At 67.8% G+C, this 20,571-nt stretch carries 19 protein-coding genes and 2 pseudogenes; 10 read left to right on the top strand and 11 right to left on the bottom strand.

The annotated features are described in order from the left end of the window. Positions 1 to 65 precede the first annotated feature (65 nt). A pseudogene (locus ACM6LR_RS10010) lies at positions 66 to 431 on the bottom strand (PIG-L deacetylase family protein); the annotation flags it as partial. Between the two features lie 177 nt (positions 432 to 608). On the opposite strand from ACM6LR_RS10010, the gene ACM6LR_RS10005 reads away from it, so the two are divergent. Continuing rightward, entirely contained in the window at positions 609 to 1,688 is a 1,080-nt protein-coding gene (locus ACM6LR_RS10005; RefSeq protein WP_414938976.1) for a glycoside hydrolase family 5 protein, read from the top strand. Between the two features lie 75 nt (positions 1,689 to 1,763). Here the strand turns inward: ACM6LR_RS10005 and ACM6LR_RS10000 are convergent. Continuing rightward, positions 1,764 to 2,650: pseudogene (locus tag ACM6LR_RS10000) on the bottom strand (sigma-70 family RNA polymerase sigma factor). A 147-nt stretch (positions 2,651 to 2,797) separates the two neighbouring features. On the opposite strand from ACM6LR_RS10000, the gene ACM6LR_RS09995 reads away from it, so the two are divergent. Then, positions 2,798 to 3,370 carry a dihydrofolate reductase family protein gene (locus tag ACM6LR_RS09995; RefSeq protein ID WP_414938977.1) on the top strand — a complete coding sequence of 191 codons (573 nt, stop codon included), beginning with the start codon at positions 2,798 to 2,800 and terminating at the stop codon, positions 3,368 to 3,370. Between the two features lie 192 nt (positions 3,371 to 3,562). On the opposite strand, the gene ACM6LR_RS09990 is transcribed toward ACM6LR_RS09995, so the two are convergent. Continuing rightward, on the bottom strand, positions 3,563 to 3,733 hold the full coding sequence (locus tag ACM6LR_RS09990; RefSeq protein ID WP_414938978.1) for a hypothetical protein: 171 nt from the start codon (positions 3,731 to 3,733) through the stop codon (positions 3,563 to 3,565). Between the two features lie 108 nt (positions 3,734 to 3,841). Continuing rightward, positions 3,842 to 5,023, bottom strand: a complete 1,182-nt coding sequence (locus ACM6LR_RS09985; RefSeq protein WP_414943630.1) for a thiolase family protein — start codon at positions 5,021 to 5,023, stop codon at positions 3,842 to 3,844. 89 nt (positions 5,024 to 5,112) lie between these two features. On the opposite strand from ACM6LR_RS09985, the gene ACM6LR_RS09980 reads away from it, so the two are divergent. Beyond that, positions 5,113 to 5,559, top strand: a complete 447-nt coding sequence (locus tag ACM6LR_RS09980; protein WP_414943629.1) for a winged helix-turn-helix transcriptional regulator — start codon at positions 5,113 to 5,115, stop codon at positions 5,557 to 5,559. A gap of 358 nt (positions 5,560 to 5,917) precedes the next feature. On the opposite strand, the gene ACM6LR_RS09975 is transcribed toward ACM6LR_RS09980, so the two are convergent. Together ACM6LR_RS09975 and ACM6LR_RS09970 are read right to left on the bottom strand one after the other, a co-directional pair. Then, positions 5,918 to 6,496 carry a DUF2867 domain-containing protein gene (locus ACM6LR_RS09975; RefSeq protein ID WP_414943628.1) on the bottom strand — a complete coding sequence of 193 codons (579 nt, stop codon included), beginning with the start codon at positions 6,494 to 6,496 and terminating at the stop codon, positions 5,918 to 5,920. Beyond that, positions 6,493 to 6,777 (bottom strand): antibiotic biosynthesis monooxygenase, encoded by a 285-nt coding sequence (locus ACM6LR_RS09970; protein WP_414938981.1) that lies wholly within the window; start codon positions 6,775 to 6,777, stop codon positions 6,493 to 6,495. Before ACM6LR_RS09970 ends, ACM6LR_RS09975 begins: the two co-directional genes overlap by 4 nt. Positions 6,778 to 6,868: 91 nt before the next feature. On the opposite strand from ACM6LR_RS09970, the gene ACM6LR_RS09965 reads away from it, so the two are divergent. Then, positions 6,869 to 7,438 carry a TetR/AcrR family transcriptional regulator gene (locus tag ACM6LR_RS09965; RefSeq protein ID WP_414938982.1) on the top strand — a complete coding sequence of 190 codons (570 nt, stop codon included), beginning with the start codon at positions 6,869 to 6,871 and terminating at the stop codon, positions 7,436 to 7,438. 613 nt (positions 7,439 to 8,051) lie between these two features. Here ACM6LR_RS09965 and ACM6LR_RS09960 read toward each other — a convergent pair. The 3 genes from ACM6LR_RS09960 to ACM6LR_RS09950 are packed head-to-tail and all read right to left on the bottom strand — an operon-like array spanning position 8,052 to position 9,780. Next, entirely contained in the window at positions 8,052 to 8,198 is a 147-nt protein-coding gene (locus ACM6LR_RS09960; protein ID WP_168214319.1) for a hypothetical protein, read from the bottom strand. Beyond that, the gene (locus ACM6LR_RS09955) at positions 8,195 to 9,418 is read right to left on the bottom strand and encodes a hypothetical protein (protein WP_414943627.1); all 1,224 of its coding nucleotides are present in this window, start codon (positions 9,416 to 9,418) and stop codon (positions 8,195 to 8,197) included. The genes ACM6LR_RS09960 and ACM6LR_RS09955 overlap by 4 nt, the downstream gene beginning before the upstream one ends. Continuing rightward, a complete protein-coding gene (locus tag ACM6LR_RS09950; protein WP_414938984.1) occupies positions 9,415 to 9,780 on the bottom strand; it encodes a hypothetical protein in 366 nt (121 codons plus the stop codon). Before ACM6LR_RS09950 ends, ACM6LR_RS09955 begins: the two co-directional genes overlap by 4 nt. Positions 9,781 to 9,886: 106 nt before the next feature. On the opposite strand from ACM6LR_RS09950, the gene ACM6LR_RS09945 reads away from it, so the two are divergent. From ACM6LR_RS09945 to mptB, 6 genes are all read left to right on the top strand, one after another. After that, entirely contained in the window at positions 9,887 to 11,683 is a 1,797-nt protein-coding gene (locus ACM6LR_RS09945; RefSeq protein WP_414938985.1) for a hypothetical protein, read from the top strand. Between the two features lie 349 nt (positions 11,684 to 12,032). Beyond that, positions 12,033 to 13,817 carry an ABC transporter substrate-binding protein gene (locus tag ACM6LR_RS09940; protein ID WP_414939155.1) on the top strand — a complete coding sequence of 595 codons (1,785 nt, stop codon included), beginning with the start codon at positions 12,033 to 12,035 and terminating at the stop codon, positions 13,815 to 13,817. Between the two features lie 8 nt (positions 13,818 to 13,825). Further along, positions 13,826 to 14,857 carry an ABC transporter permease gene (locus ACM6LR_RS09935; RefSeq protein ID WP_414943626.1) on the top strand — a complete coding sequence of 344 codons (1,032 nt, stop codon included), beginning with the start codon at positions 13,826 to 13,828 and terminating at the stop codon, positions 14,855 to 14,857. Further along, on the top strand, positions 14,854 to 15,759 hold the full coding sequence (locus tag ACM6LR_RS09930; RefSeq protein ID WP_414938987.1) for an ABC transporter permease: 906 nt from the start codon (positions 14,854 to 14,856) through the stop codon (positions 15,757 to 15,759). The genes ACM6LR_RS09935 and ACM6LR_RS09930 overlap by 4 nt, the downstream gene beginning before the upstream one ends. Beyond that, a complete protein-coding gene (nikE, locus tag ACM6LR_RS09925; protein WP_414943625.1) occupies positions 15,756 to 17,405 on the top strand; it encodes a nickel ABC transporter ATP-binding protein NikE in 1,650 nt (549 codons plus the stop codon). The genes ACM6LR_RS09930 and nikE overlap by 4 nt, the downstream gene beginning before the upstream one ends. An 83-nt stretch (positions 17,406 to 17,488) precedes the next feature. Further along, the gene (gene mptB / locus ACM6LR_RS09920; protein ID WP_414943624.1) at positions 17,489 to 19,048 is read left to right on the top strand and encodes a polyprenol phosphomannose-dependent alpha 1,6 mannosyltransferase MptB; all 1,560 of its coding nucleotides are present in this window, start codon (positions 17,489 to 17,491) and stop codon (positions 19,046 to 19,048) included. A gap of 453 nt (positions 19,049 to 19,501) precedes the next feature. Here the strand turns inward: mptB and ACM6LR_RS09915 are convergent, their stop codons facing one another. Continuing rightward, positions 19,502 to 19,918, bottom strand: coding sequence for a TIGR03668 family PPOX class F420-dependent oxidoreductase (locus ACM6LR_RS09915; protein WP_414943623.1), 417 nt, complete (start codon positions 19,916 to 19,918; stop codon positions 19,502 to 19,504). Positions 19,919 to 19,932: 14 nt separating this feature from the next. Continuing rightward, entirely contained in the window at positions 19,933 to 20,559 is a 627-nt protein-coding gene (locus tag ACM6LR_RS09910; protein WP_414938991.1) for a class I SAM-dependent methyltransferase, read from the bottom strand. Positions 20,560 to 20,571 lie beyond the last annotated feature (12 nt).

The raw sequence follows: 20,571 nt of genomic DNA, 5'->3' as shown, positions 1-20,571 counted from the left end.
CGTGAAGGACTCCTTGAGGGACTCTGGGTCCCTCAAGGAGTCCTTCACGGACCGCAGCCCGCGCGGCCGTAGCCGCCGTTCCGGTCGTAGCTCAGAAGCACAGATGCCTTCTCTTCGCGCAGGATCGCCACGAGACACGCTGCGGCGTCGTCAGTGCTCGCGCGGACGACGCGGACCCAGTCCGGCGGGTCCGGGTAGAGGATCGCGCCATGGCCGCTGCCGGCGTATCCGAGGTGCACGACCCGCTCGACGCCCAGCATGTTCGCGCTCGCCTCGAACTCGGCCCGGCGTGCGGCGTCCGCGCCTCGCATGCCGATGGTGGCGACCACCAGGACGACGCGATGCCCGTCGGCTGCGGCGCGCGCGAGGGTGCCACCGGTCAGCAGCACTTCGTCATCGGGGTGCGCGTGGAAGGCCACGATGGTCGTCACGCTCCGAGCATGCCCGAGGTCGCCGAAACAGTCGGTGGTCAGGTCTTGACCGTCCGTGGAGCCCGTAGGTAATCTCTCCTTCACCCTCCAATAGTAAGGAAAGTTTCCTATTTAACTCCGCCGCCCTGACCGTCGGCCCACCAACGCCGGTGCCGCCGACGCGAGAGGAGAAGCCGAATGCGTTGGGACAAGTTCCGTCTCCGGATGACGGCCGCACTGGCCGCCGGACTGCTGGCCCCGATCGCCACCGCCAGCACCTCGACGGCGACCGAGACCGCGGCAGAACCCGCGACGCGGGCCGCCGCCGCCCTGCCGCCCGGCAGCCCGGCCGCGGTCAACGGACAGCTGAAGGTCTGCGGCCTCCAGCTCTGCAACTCCGCAGGCAAGCCGATCCAGCTCCGTGGCATGAGCACCCACGGAATCCAGTGGTACAGCCAATGCGTCAAGACCGCTTCGCTCGACGCGCTGGCCAACGACTGGAAGGCCGACGTCCTCCGGATCTCGATGTACATCCAGGAAGGCGGCTACGAGACCAACCCGCGCAAGTTCACCGACATGGTGCACGGGTACATCGAGGAAGCCACCAAACGCGGCCTGTACGCCCTGGTCGACTGGCATCAGCTCACCCCCGGCGACCCGAACGCGAACCTCAGCCGCGCCAAGACGTTCTTCACCGAGATCGCCCAGCGGCACAAGGACAAGACCAACGTCATCTACGACATCGCCAACGAGCCCAACAACGTCAGCTGGGACCGTGTCCGCAGCTACGCGGAGCAGATGATCCCGGTCATCCGCGCCCAGGACTCCGACGGCGTCGTGCTCGTGGGCACCCACGGATGGGGCTCGCTCGGCATCTCCGACGGCCGCAACGAGACCGACATCCTCAACAACCCGGTGCGCGCCACCAACTTCATGTACACGTTCCACTTCTACGCGGCGTCGCACAAAGCCGAGTACTTCAACGCCCTGACCCGGGCCGCGAGCAAGATCCCGCTGTTCGTGACCGAGTTCGGCACCCAGACCGCCAGCGGTGACGGCGGGAACGACTTCACCAACTCCCAGAAGTACCTGGACTTCCTGGCGTCGAAGAAGATCAGCTGGACCAACTGGAACTTCTCCGACGACAACCGGTCGGGCGCGGTGTTCAAACCGGGCACCTGCTCGGGCAGCTCCTTCACCGGCACGGCTCCGTTGAAGCCCGCCGGCGTCTGGATCCGGGACCGTATCCGCACCGCGGACAACTTCCCGACCTCCTGATCCCGGGAGCGCGCATGTCGTGAAAGGGGCTGTCCTGACAGGGTTCGTCAGGACAGCCCCTTTCACGACACTTGCTCAGCCCAGCGGTTCGAAGTCGAGCGCGGCGAGGCGGTCCGGGTCGGCGAGGATGTCGATCGCCGCGATCTTCCCGTCCACGACAGTGAAGGCGAAGACCGTCTGCGGCACGCCGTCCTTGGTGACGACCATCCCGGCCGCGCCGTTGACCAGCGCGGGCCGCAGCTCTCCGCCGGCGCCCGTCTGCCGGAACATGAGCGCCTGACCAGCGACCGTGGCCGCCCCGCGCACGGAGCGCGAGGTTCCCGCCGGAGCCGCGCCACCCTCGGCACGGAGTACCACGTCCGGGGCGAGCACCGACACCAGCGCGTCGAAGTCGCCGTCCCGCGCCGCGGCGAAGAACGCGTCGACGGCTTCCCGCTGACGGCCCAAGTCCGCGTCGGGCACTGTGGGTGACCCTTGAAGACGGCGGCGGGCGCGGCTGGCGAGTTGCCTGGTCGCGCCCGGCGTCCGGCCCACGATCGGCGCGATCTCGTCGAACGGCAGGGCGAACATGTCGTGCAATACGAACGCGAGCCGCTCGGCGGGGTCCAGTGTGTCGAGCACGACCAAGAGTGCGAGCCCGACCGAATCCGCCAGCAGGACCTGGTGTTCCGGGTCGATCCCGCCCGCTTGGCCGATGATCGGGTCGGCGAGTTGCGCCCCGACCGGGTCCTCGTGGCGTGACTTGCGCGAGCGCGGCATGTCGAGGCAGATCCGGCCGACGACGGTGGTCAGCCAGCCGCCGAGGTTGTCCACGTCTTCGGCGCCTGCCCGGTTGAGCCGCAGCCAGGACTCCTGCACGCGTCGTCAGCCTCGCTCAGCGAACCGAGCATCCGGTACGCCACCGCCCTCAGGTGCGTCCGGTGTCCCTCGAAGCGCCGCGCCAGCCAGTCGTGTTCGTCCACGGTCCCCATCCTTCATCACTGTCCGTCGTAACCCTGACGGATGGCTGACGGAAGATGTGACGGCGGAGGCTCAGTCGCGCGCCCACCGTGTCGAAGACCGGACCCGCCGTTCGACGCGTAGGCAGAACCGACCGAAGGAGCGAACCGATGTCCTCGACCGTGCTGTACATGTCGATGTCCCTCGACGGCTTTATCGCCGGCCCCGATGTCAGCCTCGAGCAGGGGCTCGGTGCGGGAGGGGAGCGGCTGCACGACTGGCTGTTCGCCGGAGAGGCCGGCAGGGTGAATCGCACGATCCGCGACGAGTTCATGGCGACCGGCGCGGTCGTCGCCGGACGCGGGACCTTCGAACCGGCCGAAGGCTGGGGCGGCGATCACCACGACGGCGTCCCGATCGAGATCCTCAGCAGGCACCCGGCGCCGGAATGGGCGGCGAACTGGCCGAAGGTGCGCTACTCAAACGATGTCGGGGCCGCGGTGCGCGCCGCCAAACTGGCCGCCGGTGACGAGGACGTCCTGGTGCACGGCGCGAGTACGGCCCAGCGGATGCTGCGCGCGGGGCTGCTCGACGAACTCGAGATCCACCTGGTCCCCGTGCTGCTGGGCGATGGGGTCCGGCTGTTCGAGCACCTCGGCATCGCGCACCGAGAACTCGAGCGGGTGCGGGTACTCGAAGGCGAGCACGGCGTCACTCACCTCCGTTACCGCGTTGTCGGGTAGCCGCCATCGACCTCCTTCACCGGCTTGTGGGGGTTTGGCGTTCGGTGAACTCGCGGTAGTTGTGCGTCGAGCAGGGCGAGAAAGTCGAACTCGCCGGTCTTCGAGATGGCCCCGATCGGGCAAGCCGCGACGCACAACTCGCGTCGACCAGGAGCGTCGCCAGGAGCACGAAGTTGCCGAACTTCGGATGGATCATCTTGCGGTGCAGCCCCACGGCGCCGAGCCCGGCCGGGATGGTTCTCCCGCTCCGACGAGGGTCCTGGTGCCGGGCAGCGCCCGCAGGACGTGCTCCCGCTCGCCGGTCAGATCCGGGTGATCGAGTGAGACGGCCGCCGCGTCGTCGGCACCTGGGGGGCGAGGCACATCTCCTCGAGCCAGGCGGCGTCGATCACCGGCGACGGCTTTTCGTGCGTTTGGCAAGCACCGCCTGTACCGGCGGATGGCTCGCCAGTTTCTTGGGGAGCGGGTCGGTCACAGCGCCTCCACGATGGTCGCGTTGGCCTGGCCGCCGCCCTCGCACATGGCCTGCAGCCCATAGCGAGCGCCGTGGTGGTGGAGCGCGTTGACCAGCGTGCCCATCAGCCGGGTGCCGCTCGCGCCGAGCGGATGCCCCAGCGCGATCGCGCCGCCGTGGACGTTGACCTTGGCCGGATCTGCCCCGGTTTCCTGCTGCCACGCCAGCACGACACTGGCGAAGGCCTCGTTGATCTCGAACAGGCCGATGTCCTCCAGCCGTAGTCCCGCGCGACGCAGCACCTTTTCCGTCGCCGGGATGACGCCGGTGAGCATGAGCAGCGGGTCGGATCCGGTGACGGCGAAACTGTGCAGGCGGGCGCGAGGCCGGAGACCCAGCCGGACCGCGGTCGCGCTGGAGGTGATGAGGACGGCGGAGGCCCCGTCGTTGATCGGGCTGCTGTTGCCCGCGGTCACCGACCAGTCGAGCTGGGGGAATCGCTCGGAGATCGCCGGATCCTGGAACGCCGGACGGAGCTTGGCGAGTGTCGCGAGGTTCGTGCCCTGGCGGACCGATTCGTCGGTGGACACCAGGCCGGACGGCGTCTCGATCGGCACGATCTGGCTCGCGAACCGCCCGAGTTCGTGCGCCCGCGCCGCCTTCCGGTGCGACGACACCGCGAACTCGTCCATCGCCTCGCGGCTGAGCGACCACTTCGCGGCGATGAGTTCGGCGCTGACCCCTTGCGGTACGAGGCCTTCCGGATAGCGCTCGGCGACGCCGGGACCGAGGGGATCGGTACCGGGCAGGACGTTCGACCACATCGGGACTCGGCTCATGGACTCGACACCACAGGCGATGACGACGTCGTACGCGCCGGCCAGCACGCCTTGCGCGGCGAAGTGCACGGCCTGCTGACTGCTCCCGCACTGCCGGTCGACGGTGGTCGCGGGCACGCTTTCCGGCAGCCCCGCCGCGAGTGCCGCCCAGCGTGTGACGTTCTGAGCCTGCTCGCCGACCTGGTCGACCGCGCCGCCGATGACGTCGTCGATCAGCGCCGGGTCGAGGCCGTTGCGTTCGACGAGCGACCGCAGGGTGTGGGCCAGCAACTGGACCGGGTGGATCTCGTGCAGGGCGCCACCGGGCTTTCCCCTGCCGATCGGAGTACGGACGGCGTCCACGATGACCGCGTCGAGCACGGCTGCCTCCAAGAGTGAGTTGGGATCTCCAACTCACTGTGGCATCGAGTCGGTTGGAAATCAAGACTCACTGGGTTTACGCTGGTCGCATGACCGAAGGACGGAGGGATTGCTCGATCGCCAACGCGTTGGAGGTGATCGGGGAGCGCTGGAGCCTGCTCGCGCTGCGTGAGGTGTTCTTCGGGGCGCGGCGATTCGATCAGATCGTCCGTAACACGGGGGCGAGCCGGGACATCCTGACCGCTCGGCTACGCAAACTCGTGGAGACGGGGATCCTCGAAAAGCGGCTTTACGAGGAGCATCCGCCTCGCTACGAGTACGTGCTCACCGAGGCGGGGCACGCGCTCAACCACGTGCTGCTGAATTTGATGGCATGGGGCGACAAGTATGTCACCGAGGGGCCGCCGCCGACGGTCTGGCGGCATTCCTGCGGGCAGGATCTGGCGCCGCGGACGGTGTGCGCGCACTGCCACGAGCCGGTGCGAGAGAAGGACATGACGTTGGTGCGGAGCACGCGCCGCGTGGTCGGCTCGTGAGTGGTGAGGACGGTTATTCGTCGCTGCGTGAGGCTGATGATGGAGGAATGGGAGGTGAGTGTCCCCATTCCCACATTGTCGCGGGGTCACACCGGTCGCGGAGCTTGATCAACAGAGGTTCTGGGGCATGCCCCCTCCGGCACACGCCCGAGTGGGGAAGATTTCGGACGTTCACCGTCTAAAATCTTCCCCACTGGGCCCTTGCAGGCGCTAGCGATGTCAAGTCCGGATTACCACCAGCAGCGCTGACCACTGGGACAACCGTGACGCCAACCTCGGACCGGTGGACCTGACACCCACCACGACACGTTTGCCCTTCCAGTCAATAGAACCGTCCTTGCCGCTCACGAGAACCCTCTCAGGAAGCGGCTTTCCATTTCCGCTCGATCAACCGCATCAGTGCCGGATAGACGAACAGGTACCGGAACGGCTTGATGAACCCCATGTACGCCCGCCCGAACCGGCCGTTGGGCCGGACCAGTACCGCCATCTGACCGCGATATCGGCCCGGCCCGTTCTCGACCCATGCGAGATGCAGGATCCCGTGCATGGTGCTGTTCGCCATCTCCGCGGCGAATTCGTCGTCCAGCCGGTAGATCGGCGTGAACGGCAGCCAGTCTTCGTCCGGGCCGGTGGGGGTGTCGCGGAGGTCGTCCGGCAGCCTGTCACGGATCGATTCGACCCGTGAATCGAGGCCGGAATCCCGTTCGTCCAGTCGGAACAGTGCGCCGAGTTTCCAGCGCAGCGCCCACAGCGCGCGGACGATCAGGGGCGCGCCCGCCGGGAAGTCGCCCGACGAGAACTGCTTCACCAGTCTGGCGAAGTCGTCTGGCCCGCCCGGTGTTTCCAGCGCCCAGACGTCTTCGATGTCGAAGTCGCCCGCGACCTCGTGGATCCGCCAGGACCGCGTGGTGTGCGCGGTGTCCGCGAGTTTCACGCCGACACCAGCTGGACGATCTCGCGAGGCCGGACTTCGCGGTCGTCGAAGGCGACGTCCACGTCCGCCGAGCCCAGCGCTCGCATCGAAGCGGCCTGTGCGGTTTCCGATTCCCAGCGCACGATCGAGACGACCGCGTCGCCTGTCGCGGTGACCCAGCATTCGGCGGCGAGGCAGCCCGGAGTGGCCCGCAAGGCGATGGCGACCCGCTGAACTCGCGAGACGAAGTCGTCGTGGTGTTCGGGGTGCGGATAATGCGTCGCCACGAATCCGACAGTCATGTCTGTTTCCTCCCAGTGAATTCCGCCATCTATACGGTAGCGTATATATCGACGTCGTGGTGGCGGGGTGACGCGGGATACGGTGATCGTCATGGCTGCGGAAATCCGGACCCCACCGAGCGCGTGGATCGACGCCGGGCTGCGCGCGCTGTCGACCGGCGGCCCCGACGCGGTCCGCGTCGAGGCGCTCGCGAAGACGTTGGGCGTCACCAAAGGCGGTTTCTACGGGCATTTCACCGACCGCGGCGCGCTGATCGAGGAAATGCTCGCCACCTGGGAGCGGAGGAGCACCGGGGAGTTGTTCGAGAACGTCGAGCGCGGAGGCGGGGACGCCAGGGCGAAGATCCGGCGTGCGGGCCTGCTCGCGGGCGACCGTCTCCTGCCGGTCGACCTCGCGATCCGCGACTGGTCGAGGCGAGACCCGGCGGTCGCCGAGCGGCTCCGGCGGGTGGACAACCAGCGGATGGACTACCTGCGCTCCCTCATGCGCGAGATCTTCACCGACGAGGACGAGGTCGAGGCCCGGTGCCTGCTCGCGTTCTCCCTGCTCGTCGGCAAGCACTTCATGGCCGCGGACCATGGCGGTCGCAGTCGCGACGAGGTCACCGAACTGGCCGGGAAACTGCTGCTCGCCGGTCAGGAGTCCCTTCCTGGTAAGTGATGGCCCCTTCATCGAGGGTCACGGGGACTTCCCGCATGTCATGCAGGGAAGGCGTCCTTCGCGCGGAGAGATTGGGTCGATCTGCTTCCCACGCCGGGCCGGCGACGCGGGGAAGGCCTCTCTCCCCGCTCTTGAGGTCAGGGTCCCGCCAAAGTCGAGGTTTTGCAGGTCAGGTCGGGCGGCTAGTCGTCGCTGCGTGGGGCTGACGATGGAGGAATGGAGACGTTGAGTGTCCCAATCCCTACATCGTCGCGGGCTCGCACCGGTTGCGGAGCTTGATCAACAGAGGTTCACGGACATATGCCCGGCACACGGTCGAGTGCAGGCGCTAGCGATATCAAGTCCGGATCACCGAGAGCAGCGCCGACCAGCAGCTCCGCGACTTTGCCGGGACCCTGATCCTCAAGGTAGGGAAGGAGGCCTTCACGGGCTCTGGACTAGAGCGTGTCTCCCGAACTGAGGTTGGCAGGTTGGGTGAGGACAGGCGCGCGCGTTTCTTGTCGGCCGGGGCCTCGGTTTTGCGGAGGTGGGCCGCTGATCTGGCTGAGTGGGTGACCAGCGGATGCCGCGGCCCGGCTGCGGAAATCCGAAAGCGCGCTTTGAGAGACACCGACTAGTCGTCGTCCTCTTCCGGCGTCGTCGGGACCTGCTTGCGCGCGACGTAGATGAGCAGCCCGATGATCACCACGGGCCCGACGAAGATGAGGATCTCGTCCCAGCCGCCCTGGTGCATCATCATCACCCGCGCCGCGAGGGTCATACGCCGGAGACCAGCGCGATCCCGAGTGCGGTGTAGGCGATCATCAGTGCCAGCATGGGGTATTGGCCCACCTTGACGTAGTTCGTGCGCAGCACGCCGACGGAACGATCATGGGCCGAGGTCACGGCCAGCACGTGCCCGGCGACGATTCCGGCGATCTGCACCAGCGCGATCACTCCGGTCGAGACGACCGTGTAGTCGATCGTGCGGCCGAAGCCCTGCTGCCCGGAGAACACGGCGAACGAAAAGTAATGCGCGACGGTGTAGCCGACCATGATCGGGATCAGCGAAGGCGCGAACGCGGGATACGGGTCGAACCCGCGGCGCAGGTACGGCCTGGTCAGGCTGATGGCGCCCGCGTAGGCGCCGTAGGTGAGCGCGATACAGGCCGCGAGCCCCGCGGTACCGCCGAGGACACCGGCGTCCAGCGACGTCCAGAACGGGAGCCGGGTCAGGCCGTCGAACGCCGTCGAGCCGAGCACCACCAGCACCAGCGCGGTCAGCCACGGCGCGGGGGAGATGGTGAGCAGCCCGTCGAGCGGATTCCGGACCACGAGACGCCCGTCGCCGCGCCTGCCGAAGGGGGAGAGGGCCGCGATCAAGCGCGCGTAGACCTCGAAAGCGTCACCGCGGTCGAACCAGCGCGGACCGAAGACCACACCGAAAGCAATGTGTATAACGGCATACACGGCGCTGAAGAGGGCGATCGCACGTGGCGAGTCCGAATGCGGGAAGACCAGTTCCAGCCAAAGAAACGTGAGGAGGCCGAGGATCGCGGGCAGGTAGCCCAGTCGGTCCGGGAGTTCGCGATGTCGTGCGGGGATCAGCGACGCTACCGTCCTCAGTGGATTCAGTCGCCGCCAGACGGGCCCGAACAGCAGTGAAAGCGGGACCAGGCCGACCCAGAACCAGGCGTAGAACCACGCCGGAGCCGGGTTGGCGGCCGAACTGGCGGGACCGGCCGTGGCCATCGCGAGGAACCCCGCGAACAACACCACGCCGAGCACGCGCAAAGCGATCCGGGTGAAGGCGCTGGCGACGATCCGTTGCAGTGCGAGTGGGAGTGCGCGGCCGGCTTCGGCGCCGCGGAGCTTCGGTTCTTTCCAGAAAATCGTGAGCGCGAAGAACGAGATCACGACGGCCGCCGCGCCTGCGTAGAGCGCGAGCCACAGCGGGACCGGCAGATCGGACCGGCCGCCGAGACCGTGCGCCAGGATCATCCGCTCACCCGGAGCTTGGTCACCGCCGCGCCGCTCTTGTGCAGTTCCACCTCGAAGATCCCGTCGATGTTCGCGGTGAAGGCGACGGTACCCGGGACCCCGGGAGCCAGTTGGGCGGCCTTGTCGTAGCCGTGGACGTGCAGTTCGTCCGCCTGGTCGGAGGTGACCTCCAGCGCGACGTTCTCGCCGGTGCGCACCGCGACCTCTTCCGGGCCCGCCGTGCGCTTGCCCTCGGTGATCGAGAACTTCACGGTCCGGGGACCGGTGCCCGGCGCCGGTTCGGAACCGGTCGATCCCGAACAGCCCGTCACAGCCAGCAGCGCGGCCACGGTGATCCCGCAGATCCCGCCGATCCTCCGCATCGAGGTCCCTCCAAGTCGTACGCCCCGGCTTGCCTGGCCGGGACCTTGCCCCTATCGTGTTACCCCAAGGTAACAGTTACTGAGGTTAGCAGGAAGGCGAACAACGGTGTTCTTGGCTCAGGAGAGCCCGCCTGCGGGCGGTGCGCAATTCGGGCAGATCGTCATCGCGGGCCTGATGTTCACCGCGGTCTTCCTGCCTTTGGCCGTATTCGTCCTCCGGGAGCGCGCGGGCAAGAAGACCGTCTTCGGTCGCGTGGCCGACTGGATGGGTGACTTCAGCGGTCTGCCGCGCTGGGCCGCGCTGCCGATGTTCGTCGCCTTTCTCTCCGGGATGTCGGCGCTGATCGGCGTCTACTGGGACGTGCCGATCCACATGGAACTCGGCCGCGACGAAGGCCCGCTCGCGAATCCGTCGCACTACCCGATCTACTTCGGACTGATGGGTATCTTCGCCAGCGGCGTGCTCAGCGCGACCCTGGCGACCGAGAACCTGCCCAAGCGCACGTTCAAGATCGGCCCGCACTGGCGGGCGCCGATGGGCTCCATCCAGATGATGGCCACCGGTCTGGTCGGCATCGCCGGCTTCCCGCTCGACGACGTCTGGCACCGGCTGTTCGGCCAGGACGTCACCGAATGGGGCCCGACGCACGTCCTGATGATCGGCGGCGGGGTGTGCGTCGTGCTCGGCTTGCAGCTGCTGCTCGGTGAAGCACGGCAGGTCGGCGCGACCGGACCGATCGTGCGTCTGCTCGGCCCGGTGCTCGCCGGTGCCTGGATGATGGGTGCTTCGGCGTTCCTCATGGAGTTCGACCTCGGCGTCCCGCAGTTCCCGATGCTGTCCCAGGTCGTGCTCGTCGGCCTGATCGGCGCCTGGACGCTGACTTATGGGCGGTTGTCCTGGGGCCCCGGCGGCGCGCTGATCGTCGTCGCGGTCTTCCTCGCCACCCGTGCTTCGTTCACCATCATTCCGCTGTTCGCGGACCTGCACGTCGCGTCGCTGCTGCCCTACGTCGCCGAAGCGGTGATCATCGAGGTCGTCGCCTTGGCGATGCGCAACCGACAGGGTTACTCGTTCGCCGCTGTCGCCGGTCTGCTCGTGGGGACGGCCGGGATGCTCGCCGAGGCGGCGCTCACCCACTGGTTGATGCCGAACCCCTGGCCCACGGCGCATCTGCCGTTGTTCATCCTGTTCGGGACCGGTGCGGCACTCGCGGGCGCGTTCATCGGCGTCTGGCAGTTCCAGCGGGTCGAGGAGACGGCGACGCTGGAACCCGCGGCCGGTCCCCGGCACCGGATCGGGCTCGTCGGTGCGCTGGGTGCGGTCGCCCTGATGTCGGCGGTCGCCGTCCCTCAGGATCCGGAAGCGGGGTTCACCGCCGACATCAGGCTGACCGAGGCCGCCACCGGGCTGCCGATCTCGAACCCGCACGGCGGCGGCACGCCCCGATGGGTCGACGCAACCGTCACGATCTCCCGGCCGGACCTGGCGGGCGACGCCGTGTGGCTGAACGGCTTCGCTTGGCAGGGCGGCGATTTCTTCACCGCGCCGCTGGAGAAGATCGGTGACGGCGTGTACCGCACGGCGCAGCCTCTGCCGGTGTTCGGGCAGTGGAAGACCGGGATCCGCGTGCACGTCCCGAACCGGATGATGGGGCTGGCCCCGATCTACGCGCCCGCAGACCCGGCAGCGAACGCACCGGCGATCGACGCGGCGTCGGGTTCGCGCGCGTTCATGTCCGAGATCGAGTTCCTGCAACGGGAGCGGAAGTCGGAAACGCCCGCCGTGCTGTGGACGATCGCGTACGCCACCGTCGGACTTATTTTCGCGGGTATGTGGGCCCTGTTCGCGTGGCTCTACGCGGCCGCCGCCACCGCGCGGCGCCGGGAGGTCTCCGTCGGCTGAGACGGGACGGTTACGCGGCGTCACTTTGCTCGCGCTTCGCCGCTACGTATCGATTGAGCATCATCGCGCGCAAGTCTTCTGCAAGCCCGGTTCCCTTGAATACCCAGGACAGTGCACGTGTGCCCAGCTCACGCGCCGGAGTGGTGACTCAACGCTACTGTTTTCGAACGTAAAGTAGCAGTCGACCACGCGACGACATCCGCCGTGCACGATCGGTATTGGCGAGTCATTGCGCGGTTACCGCGACATGTGGTTACTTTTCCGCTTCGGGGGTTGGGCACAGCGAGTTTTCGATGGGGTGGTCTTCGTGCGCACAGAGCGTTTTCCCAGGCGACGGCGCGGTATCCGCGTGGTCGCGGTCCTTGCCGCTTCGGCGGTCGCGGCGGTGCCTTTCGTGCCGGCCGCGGCGGCGCAGCAGCAGGGCAAGGTCCTCCGGGTGGCGCTCACGACCGGTATCGACCACCTGAACCCCTTCACCGCCCAGCTGGCGGCGTCGACGCAGGTCGGCCGGTTCAACTACGAGTTCCTCACCCTGCCTTCGGCCGAGGACACCCAGCCCACTGGTGGCATCGCCGAATCGTGGAAGACGTCGGACGACAAGCTCACCTGGACCTTCACCATCCGCCAGGGGATGAAGTGGTCCGACGGCAAGCCGATCACCGCGCAGGATCCCGCGTACACCTTCCAGCGGATGCTCGACGACGAGAACGCCCGCACCGCGAACGGCAGTTACGTCAGCAACTTCGCGTCGGTTTCAGCGCCGGACGACAAGACGCTCGTCATCAAGACCAAGGCCCCGCAGTCGAGCATGACCTCGCTCGACGTCCCGATCGTGCCCAAGCACATCTGGGAGCCGATCAAGGACCTCAACGCCCCCTCGACCGACGAGATGGCCGTGGTCGGCGTCGGCAGCGGCCCGTACCTGCTGACCGAGTACAGGAAGAACGAGTTCGTGAAGTTCAAGGCGAACAAGGACTACTGGCGTGGCGCGCCCAAGGTCGACGAACTGCAGCTGCTGCAGTTCAAGGACGCCGAGGCCGCGGTCAACGCGCTCAAACAGGGCGAGGTCGACGTCATCAACCGGCTCACGCCGACGCAGTTCGACGCGCTCAAGAGCGAGAAGAACATCACCACGAACAAGGCTCCCGGCCGCCGGTACAACGAGCTCATCATCAACTTCGGCGTCAAGAACGTCCTCGACCAGCCGATCGGTGACGGCAACCCGATCCTGAAGGACATCCGGGTCCGCAAGGCGATCGCGCAGGCGATCGACACGGAGACCATCGTCCAGAAGGTGATGAACGGCTACGGCCAGCCCGGCACCGGTGTCGTGCCCGCGATCTACAAGGCCTACACCTGGAGCCCGTCCGAGGCCGAGAAGGCCAAGTTCGACATCGCGGCCGCGAACGGCACCCTCGACCAGGCGGGCTACCCCAGGGGCGCGGACGGCATCCGCGTCGCCCCCGGCGGCGCGAAGCTGGAGTTCCGGCTCGCCGGCCACGCGAACCGGCCGTTCGACCAGCGCACCGCGCAGTTCGTGAGTGGCTGGCTCAAGGACATCGGCATCGCCGTCAAACAGGAACTCGTTTCCGACGACGAGGTGGACGACCGCACCACCGCGGGCAACTACGACCTCGCGATCTCCGGCTACGGCACCTCGCCGGACCCGGACTACGCCCTCAGCCTGAACACCTGTGCGGGCCGTCCGAACGCGGAGGGCAACGGCGGTACCTCGTCGACTTTCTTCTGCGATCCGCGCTACGAAGACCTGTACAAGAAGCAGCTGACCGAGTTCGACCCGGCCAAGCGCGCCGAGCTCGTCAAGCAGGCGCAGGCCGTGCTGGCAGGCGAGTACGTCGATGTCGTCCTGGACTACGACAACGTGCTCGAGGCCTACCGCTCGGACAAGTTCGCCTCGTTCGCCAAACAGCCGCAGCCCGACGGCGCGATCCTCGAGCAGTCCGGCTACTGGGGCGTCTACGGCGCCACCCCGGTGGACGCGGCCGCGGCGAACCCCGAGGAAAGCACCAACACCGGATTGTGGATCGGCATCGGCGCGGTCGTGCTCGTGGTGCTCGTCGGCGGCGGCGTGCTGCTCGTGCGGCGCGGCAAGTCGGCCGACGACCGGGAGTAAGGACCGCGTTGACCGAAGCACTCAGTTCCCTCGACCAGTCCCCGGCGCTCGTCGATCCCGACGAGCGCCGGGGCGGGACCGGCACCGCCCGGTTCGTGCTCTCCAAAATCGGCGGTGCGCTGGCGAGCCTCGCGCTCGTCGTCGTCCTGGGGTTCTTCCTGTTCCGGACGCTGCCCGGCGACCCCGTTCGGTTCATGGTCCGCGACCGGCCGACCGACCCGAAGATGATGGCCGAGCTCCGGGCGCAGATGGGCGTGGACAAGCCGCTGTTGCAGCAGTTCTGGGACTACATCGTCGGCCTGCTCCAGGGCGACATGGGGGTTTCGTACCTGCAGCGGCGCCCGGTCTTCGACATGGTCGGCGAGCGACTGTGGCCGACGATCCTGCTGGTCGGCAGTGCGACCGTGCTCGCGGTCGCGTTGGGACTGTGGCTCGGCATTCGCGCGGGGTGGCGCCGGGGGAGCAGGTTCGACAAGGTCCAGACCGGGATCGCGCTGACCCTGTGGTCGGTCCCGCAGTTCTGGCTCGGGCTCATGCTGCTGGTGGCGACCAACGGCCTCTTTCCCAGCCGCGGCATGCATTCGCCGGATGTCGAGCCGGGCTTCTTCAGCGAAGGGCTCGACGTCCTGCACCATCTGGTGCTGCCGTGCGTGACCCTGCTGGTGGTGTTCTACGCGCAGTACATGCTGGTCATGCGGTCGTCCCTGATCGGCGAGATGAACTCGGACTACCTCACCACCGCGCGGGCCAAGGGGCTGCGCGACGACCTCGTCCGCAAGCGGCACGCCGTGCCCAACGCCCTGCTGCCGACGGTGACGCTGGTCTTCATGCAGTTCGGGATGGTCGTCTCGGGCGCGGTCTCGGTCGAGGCCGTGTTCAGCTGGCCAGGGCTCGGGCAGCTGCTCTACGAAGCGCTCCGCGGCCCTGATCTGCCTGTCCTGCAAGGAGTCTTCGTCACCCTCGCCGGCGCGGTGGTGCTGATGAACCTGCTCGCGGAGTTGCTCTACCGCGTGCTCGACCCCAGGGTGCGGACGGCATGACCACAGCGGAGAAACCCGGTTCGATCGTCTGGCGGCGCCGTCGCGCGGCCGTGGCGAAGCATTGGCACGAGTTCACCACGAACAAGGCGGGCGTTTTCGGGCTCGCGTTCCTCGGGCTCATCACGGTGCTGGCCATCCTCGCGCCGGTGATCTCGGACGAGTCCGGGCTCGACGTCACCAAGGCACAGGGCGGTTCGCTGACCCCGCCCAGCGGTGAGTTCTGGCTGGGCACCGACATCGACGGCCGTTCGGTGCTGCTGATGACGTTCTGGGGTGCGCGGATCTCCCTGCTCGTCGGGTTCTCGGCGGCGTTCCTGTCGGTGCTGATCGGTACGATCATCGGGATCGCGGCCGCGCATTTCGGCGGCTGGCTGTCCGGGTTGTTGCTGCGGTTCACGGACTTTTTCCTGGTGCTGCCGTCGCTCGTGCTCGCGGTGGCACTGGCCTCGGTGCTGGAGCAGGGCGCCATGACGGTGATCGTCGCCATCGGCGTCACCGCGTGGCCGAGCACCGCGCGACTGGTCCGGGCGCAGACCCTGACGATCGAGGGCCGCCCGTACATCGAGCGAGCGAAGGCGCTCGGCGGCGGTCACCTGCACATCGTCGGCAAGCACGTCCTTCCCGGCGTCATGCCGCTCGTGCTGGCCAACACCACACTCGTCGTCGGCAACGCGGTCATCGCGGACGCGACACTGGCGTTCCTCGGCGTCGGAAACCCGAACACCATCTCCTGGGGAGCCATGCTGCAGACCGCCCTGAACAACGGCGCGATCAGCAAGGGAGCCTGGTGGAACCTGCTGCCTCCGGGTATCGCGATCGTCGTGGTCGTTCTCGCCTTCACCCTCGTCGGACGCGCGCTGGAGACCGTGCTGAACCCGCGCCTGAAGGGACAGCACTCATGAGCCCCTTGCTGGAACTGAAGAATCTCGGCGTCACCTACGCCACCGGAAGCGGTGAGGTCGCCGCCGTCCGCGGCGTCGACCTCGTGCTCGAACCCGGCGACACCCTCGGGGTGGCGGGGGAGTCGGGGTCGGGGAAGTCGACCGTCGCGATGAGCGTGCTGCGGCTGCTTCCACGTTCGGCGAAGGTCAGCGGAGAGATCCTGCTGGACGGCGAAGACGTCACGGCCATGAAGTGGGGACGGCTGCGCGCGGTGCGCTGGGCCGAGGCTTCGGTCGTGTTCCAGGGCGCGATGCACGCGCTTAACCCGGTCCGCCGGATCGGAGAGCAGATCGCCGAGCCGATCCGCCTGCACCCACCCGGCGGCAAGGCGCTCTCGGACGCCGGCGTCCAGGCCAAGGTGTCGGAACTGCTCGAACAGGTCGACCTGCCGCCCGGCCGCGCCGGGGCGTACCCGCACGAACTGTCCGGCGGCCAGAAGCAGCGCGTCATGATCGCGATGGCGCTGGCCTGTTCACCGCGGCTGATCATCGCGGATGAGCCGACCACCGCGCTCGACGTCGTCGTCCAGGCGCAGGTGCTCGACCTGCTGGGCAGGCTGGTCGCCGAACAGGGGATCGGCCTGATCATGATCAGCCACGACCTGTCGGTGCTCGCCGCGACCTGCCGCCGGATCGCGGTCATGTACGACGGCGAGATCGTCGAGGAGCGGCCGAGCGCGGAACTGATGAGCGCGCCGCACCACGAGCACAGCAAGGCGCTGGCGGCCGCGTTCCCGACCGTCGGTGATCCGGAGTCCCGGTTCGCGCCCGCGACCAGTACCCCGTTGCCGCCGGAGCCGGAACGCACCGGAGAGCAGCCCGCGCTGCTGGAGGCCGAAGACCTGCGTGTCAGCTTCCGTGACCGCACCGGCAAACGGATCGACGCCGTCGCCGGGGTGAGCCTCCAGGTGCGCAAGGACGAGATCGTCGCGCTCGTCGGCCAGTCCGGCTCCGGTAAGACGACATTGGCCAGGACGCTGCTCGGGCTGCAGAAACCCGACTCCGGCGCGGTGCGCTACGACGGCAGATCCGTTCCGCTCGGCGGCGCCGGGCTCAAGGCGTACCGGCGGCAGGTCCAGCTGGTCCTGCAGGACCCGACCAGCGCGCTGAACCCGAACCACACGGTGTACGAGGCCGTCGCGGAAGGTCCCCGCATCCACGGCATGAGCGCGAGCGAACACGAGATCGTCACCAAGGCGCTCGAAGCCGCCGAACTGAGGCCTGCCGAGAAGTTCCTCGACCGGCTCCCGCACGAGCTGTCCGGCGGGCAGCGGCAGCGGGTGGTCATCGCCGGTGCGCTCGCGCTGGACCCCAGTGTGATCGTGGCCGACGAACCGGTGGCGTCGCTCGACGCGTCGGTGCGGGGGGAGATCCTCGCGCTGCTGCTGCGACTGCGGCGTGAACTGGGTCTCGCCGGGCTGGTGATCACCCACGACCTCGGGCTGGCTTGGAACATCGCCGACCGCGTCGCGGTGATGTACCGCGGGAAGCTCGTCGAGGTCGGTACCGTGGAAGAGGTCCTGCTGGACCCGAAACACGAGTACACGAAATCGCTGCTCGCCGCGTTGCCCGGTGGCGTCGCCCAGCGTTCGGCGGTCGACCGCTGAGCGACGGAATTCCCGTGTCCGAAGCGGGAGACACCCATTGCCGCGCACTCGCACAGGCGCGGTGTGTAACCTCCAATCTCGAAATGGCGACCACGACAGACTCCCCGCAGACGCCCTCGGCCGGTTCGCTCGGCGAGCGGCTCCGGGTGCCATCCCGGTTCCCGTACCGCACGATCGCGATGGGAACCGTGGGCAGCACACTGCTGATGCTGGCCGCGCTCGGCGCGGGCGGCATCCTCATCCGTGACCCGATCCTCGGCCACGGACCGTTGTCGTGGATCCGCTACGGCCACGGCCGCGTCCTGGCCAACGTGATGCTTTACACCGGCTTCGCGTTGATCATCTGGGCGTGGGTGCGGCTGGGCCGCTACGCGCTCGCCGGCCGGATCGGCAGCCGTCCCATCGTGATCGCCGCGGCCTGCTGGATGGCACCGCTGCTGGTGTCGCCGCCGCTGTTCACTCGCGACGTCTTCTCCTACCTCGCGCAGGGCGCGCAGCTGCTGAACGGGCTGGACCCGTACGCCAACGGCCCGGCCGAGCTGGTCGTGCTGCCGGACGTCGTGCAGAACGTCCACCCGCTGTGGCAGACCACCCCCGCGCCGTACGGCCCGCTGTTCCTGCTGGTGGCGAAGGGGATCGTCGCGGTCACCGGCAACGACATGATCTCCGGAGTCATCGCGACCCGCCTGGTGCTGATGCTCGGCCTCGTCGGGATGCTGTGGTCGCTGCCGCGGCTGGTGAAGCACCTCGGCGGCAAGCTGCCGATCACACTGTGGCTCGCCATCGCCAGCCCGATGACGGTGATCCACCTCGTCGGCGGTCCGCACAACGACCTGCTGATGCTGGGCTTCCTCACCGTCGGCGTGCTCGCCGCGCTGGAGCGCAAGCACGTCTTGGCGATCGTCCTGGTCACCATCGGGATGCTGATCAAGCCCACCGCGGCCTGGGCGTTGCCGTTCCTGGTCTGGGTGTGGGCGAACCACCTGCCCGGCGACCGGAAAGGGGCCAACTTCTTCCGCGCGGGCGCCGCGTCGGTCGGGATCTTCCTGCCGGTGTTCGTCGCGGGCACCTGGCTCTCGCTCGGCTCGGTCAACCTCGGCTGGCTGACCGGCCTCAAGGCGCCGACGCTGATCGCGAACTGGATGAACTTCCCGACCGGGATCGGCGAGATCTTCTACTCGCTGGTGAACCTGGTGATCGACGTCGAGGTCTCGCCGTTCGTCACCGTGTTCCGGGCGATCGCGATGGTCGGCCTGTTCGTCTTCGCCGGCCGCCAGTGGTGGCTCGCCCGCGACGGTGGCAACCCGGCGATCCACCGGATGGCGATCGTCCTGCTGGCCGGTGCGATCGTGCCGCCACCCTCACTGCCGTGGTACCTGACCTGGGGTTTCGTGGTCCTGTCCGCCTTCGAATGGCGGCGCCGGAACCTCGCGGTCGTCGTCGCGGTCTCGGTGTTCGTGACGCTGGTGTACTACCCGACCGGCGAGCAGGCGCTGTACGACTGGTGGTTCATGGGCGGCGTCGTCGCTGTGAGCGTGTACGCGGCGGCTTCACTGCTGAGGCCGGACCCGTTGGGGATCGTCGCCGCTTGGCGGGGTAAGCCGGTGGAGCAGTTCCTGCCCGCCGAGGCTCCGCGCTCCTGAGGTTGGTTTTAGTACGTGAAGGGGTCCTTCACGTACTAAGGGGAGGGGGCTGGGTCCGAGAGTTGGGGTGAGTGGCGATTCGGGTTCCGGGGTGGGCCCTGTACTCGCTTACCCGCTGGCTTCGCTGATCCGGTCTGGCTCCGCAGCCTTGATGTCTCCAATGCCACCTTGGGGACATCAAGCCGAAGTTTTGAGACCGAAGCGCTAATCGCTACCTCTGGTCCGCGAAGTAGCGAAGGAGGCCTTCACGGTCGGGAAACGGCTGTGTAAGGGTCTTTGCGCGCTTCCGGTGTGAAGTTTGTGCTCCTGAGGCGATGCAAGGTCCGTGAAGGCCTCCTTAAGGAACCCAGAGTCCCTTAAGGAGGCCTTCACGGACTACCGCACCAAAACGTATAACGACCTATACGGTTCAGCGAAGGTGCTATGCCTTAAACGGCACAGCGTAAGAAAACGCTAGGAAGCCCGCCACTCACTCCAAGAGTGAACCAACGTACTGACCACGGCGTGCGGAGGCGGCTGCGTCTCGTACTGCGGATACTTCTCCCGCAGCAGCCGCACCGGCAGCGCCTGCTCTTCGGGATCGGTCAGCACCCGGGCGACCCCGTCCGCCCGTGCCCACCACAGTCTGGCCCAGTCCTCGTCGTAGTGGTCGGTCAGGAAGCTGACCGCGGGGTTCTCGGCGATGTTCTTCAGCCGCCGCAACGCCGTCGTGCTCTTCGGCTTGTGATCAATTGCGAACGCGACGGAATCGCCCTCGACGACGAACGTCACCGGCACCAGGTGGGGCAGACCGTCCGAACCCGTCGTCGCCAGTCTCGCGATCCGCTCTGCCGCGAACCGGGCGCGGGCTTCCGTCGGCGTCGACCGCATGTCCGCAACGGTACCTAGGCCGAGCGTCGCACGCGGAGCACGTTGTCCGAACGTGTTCCCTGCTGTCCCTCCGGCCCCGGGAAGTCGCGGGTGATCACCTCTTGCACCTCGACGGACCATTCGCTGTCGGCGAGCGCCAGTGTTTCGAGTACTTCCGCGGGGGTCGGGAAGTGGAAGTGCTCATGCGGCGGCTCTTCCAGCCAGGTCGGCCAGCCCGCGTGTCCGGCGACCACCAGGGTGCCGCCCGGCGCCACGGCTTCGGTGGCGCGACGGAGTGCCTTGTCCCGTTCGCCGTCCTCGGCGACGGGGGAGTGGAAGAACTGCGCGGAGACGAGGTCGAAGCGTCCCTCCGGGAATGACTTCGCCAGGTCGTGGCGCTCCCAGACGATGCCGTCGACACCGGCCGAGGCCGCGTGCCCGGCGGCACGCTCCAGTGCGGTGTCCGAGATGTCGACGGCGGTGACGCGCCAGCCTTGCTGTGCGAGCCAGATCGCGTCGCCGCCTTCGCCGCAGCCGAGATCGAGTGCCGTGCCCGGCGTCAGCGTGGCGACTTCGCGCACCAAGAGCGGGTTCGCCTTCCCGCTCCAGACCTGGTCCTTGTCCCGGTAGAAGTCTTCCCAGAACTGCTGTGTGGAATCCATGACCGAAAGATG

The organism is Amycolatopsis sp. cmx-11-32 (assembly GCF_047608695.1).
Taxonomy (GTDB): Bacteria; Actinomycetota; Actinomycetes; order Mycobacteriales; family Pseudonocardiaceae; genus Amycolatopsis.
This window is presented reverse-complemented; position numbering and strand designations above follow the sequence as displayed.

Coding starts and splice junctions, on each gene's coding strand:
- ACM6LR_RS10005 (WP_414938976.1), top strand. CDS start 609: ATGCGTTGGGACAAGTTCCGTCTCCGGATGACGGCCGCACTGGCCGCC.
- ACM6LR_RS09995 (WP_414938977.1), top strand. CDS start 2,798: ATGTCCTCGACCGTGCTGTACATGTCGATGTCCCTCGACGGCTTTATC.
- ACM6LR_RS09980 (WP_414943629.1), top strand. CDS start 5,113: ATGACCGAAGGACGGAGGGATTGCTCGATCGCCAACGCGTTGGAGGTG.
- ACM6LR_RS09970 (WP_414938981.1), bottom strand. CDS start 6,777: ATGACTGTCGGATTCGTGGCGACGCATTATCCGCACCCCGAACACCAC.
- ACM6LR_RS09965 (WP_414938982.1), top strand. CDS start 6,869: ATGGCTGCGGAAATCCGGACCCCACCGAGCGCGTGGATCGACGCCGGG.
- ACM6LR_RS09960 (WP_168214319.1), bottom strand. CDS start 8,198: ATGACCCTCGCGGCGCGGGTGATGATGATGCACCAGGGCGGCTGGGAC.
- ACM6LR_RS09955 (WP_414943627.1), bottom strand. CDS start 9,418: ATGATCCTGGCGCACGGTCTCGGCGGCCGGTCCGATCTGCCGGTCCCG.
- ACM6LR_RS09950 (WP_414938984.1), bottom strand. CDS start 9,780: ATGCGGAGGATCGGCGGGATCTGCGGGATCACCGTGGCCGCGCTGCTG.
- ACM6LR_RS09930 (WP_414938987.1), top strand. CDS start 14,854: ATGACCACAGCGGAGAAACCCGGTTCGATCGTCTGGCGGCGCCGTCGC.
- nikE (WP_414943625.1), top strand. CDS start 15,756: ATGAGCCCCTTGCTGGAACTGAAGAATCTCGGCGTCACCTACGCCACC.
- mptB (WP_414943624.1), top strand. CDS start 17,489: ATGGCGACCACGACAGACTCCCCGCAGACGCCCTCGGCCGGTTCGCTC.
- ACM6LR_RS09915 (WP_414943623.1), bottom strand. CDS start 19,918: ATGCGGTCGACGCCGACGGAAGCCCGCGCCCGGTTCGCGGCAGAGCGG.
- ACM6LR_RS09910 (WP_414938991.1), bottom strand. CDS start 20,559: ATGGATTCCACACAGCAGTTCTGGGAAGACTTCTACCGGGACAAGGAC.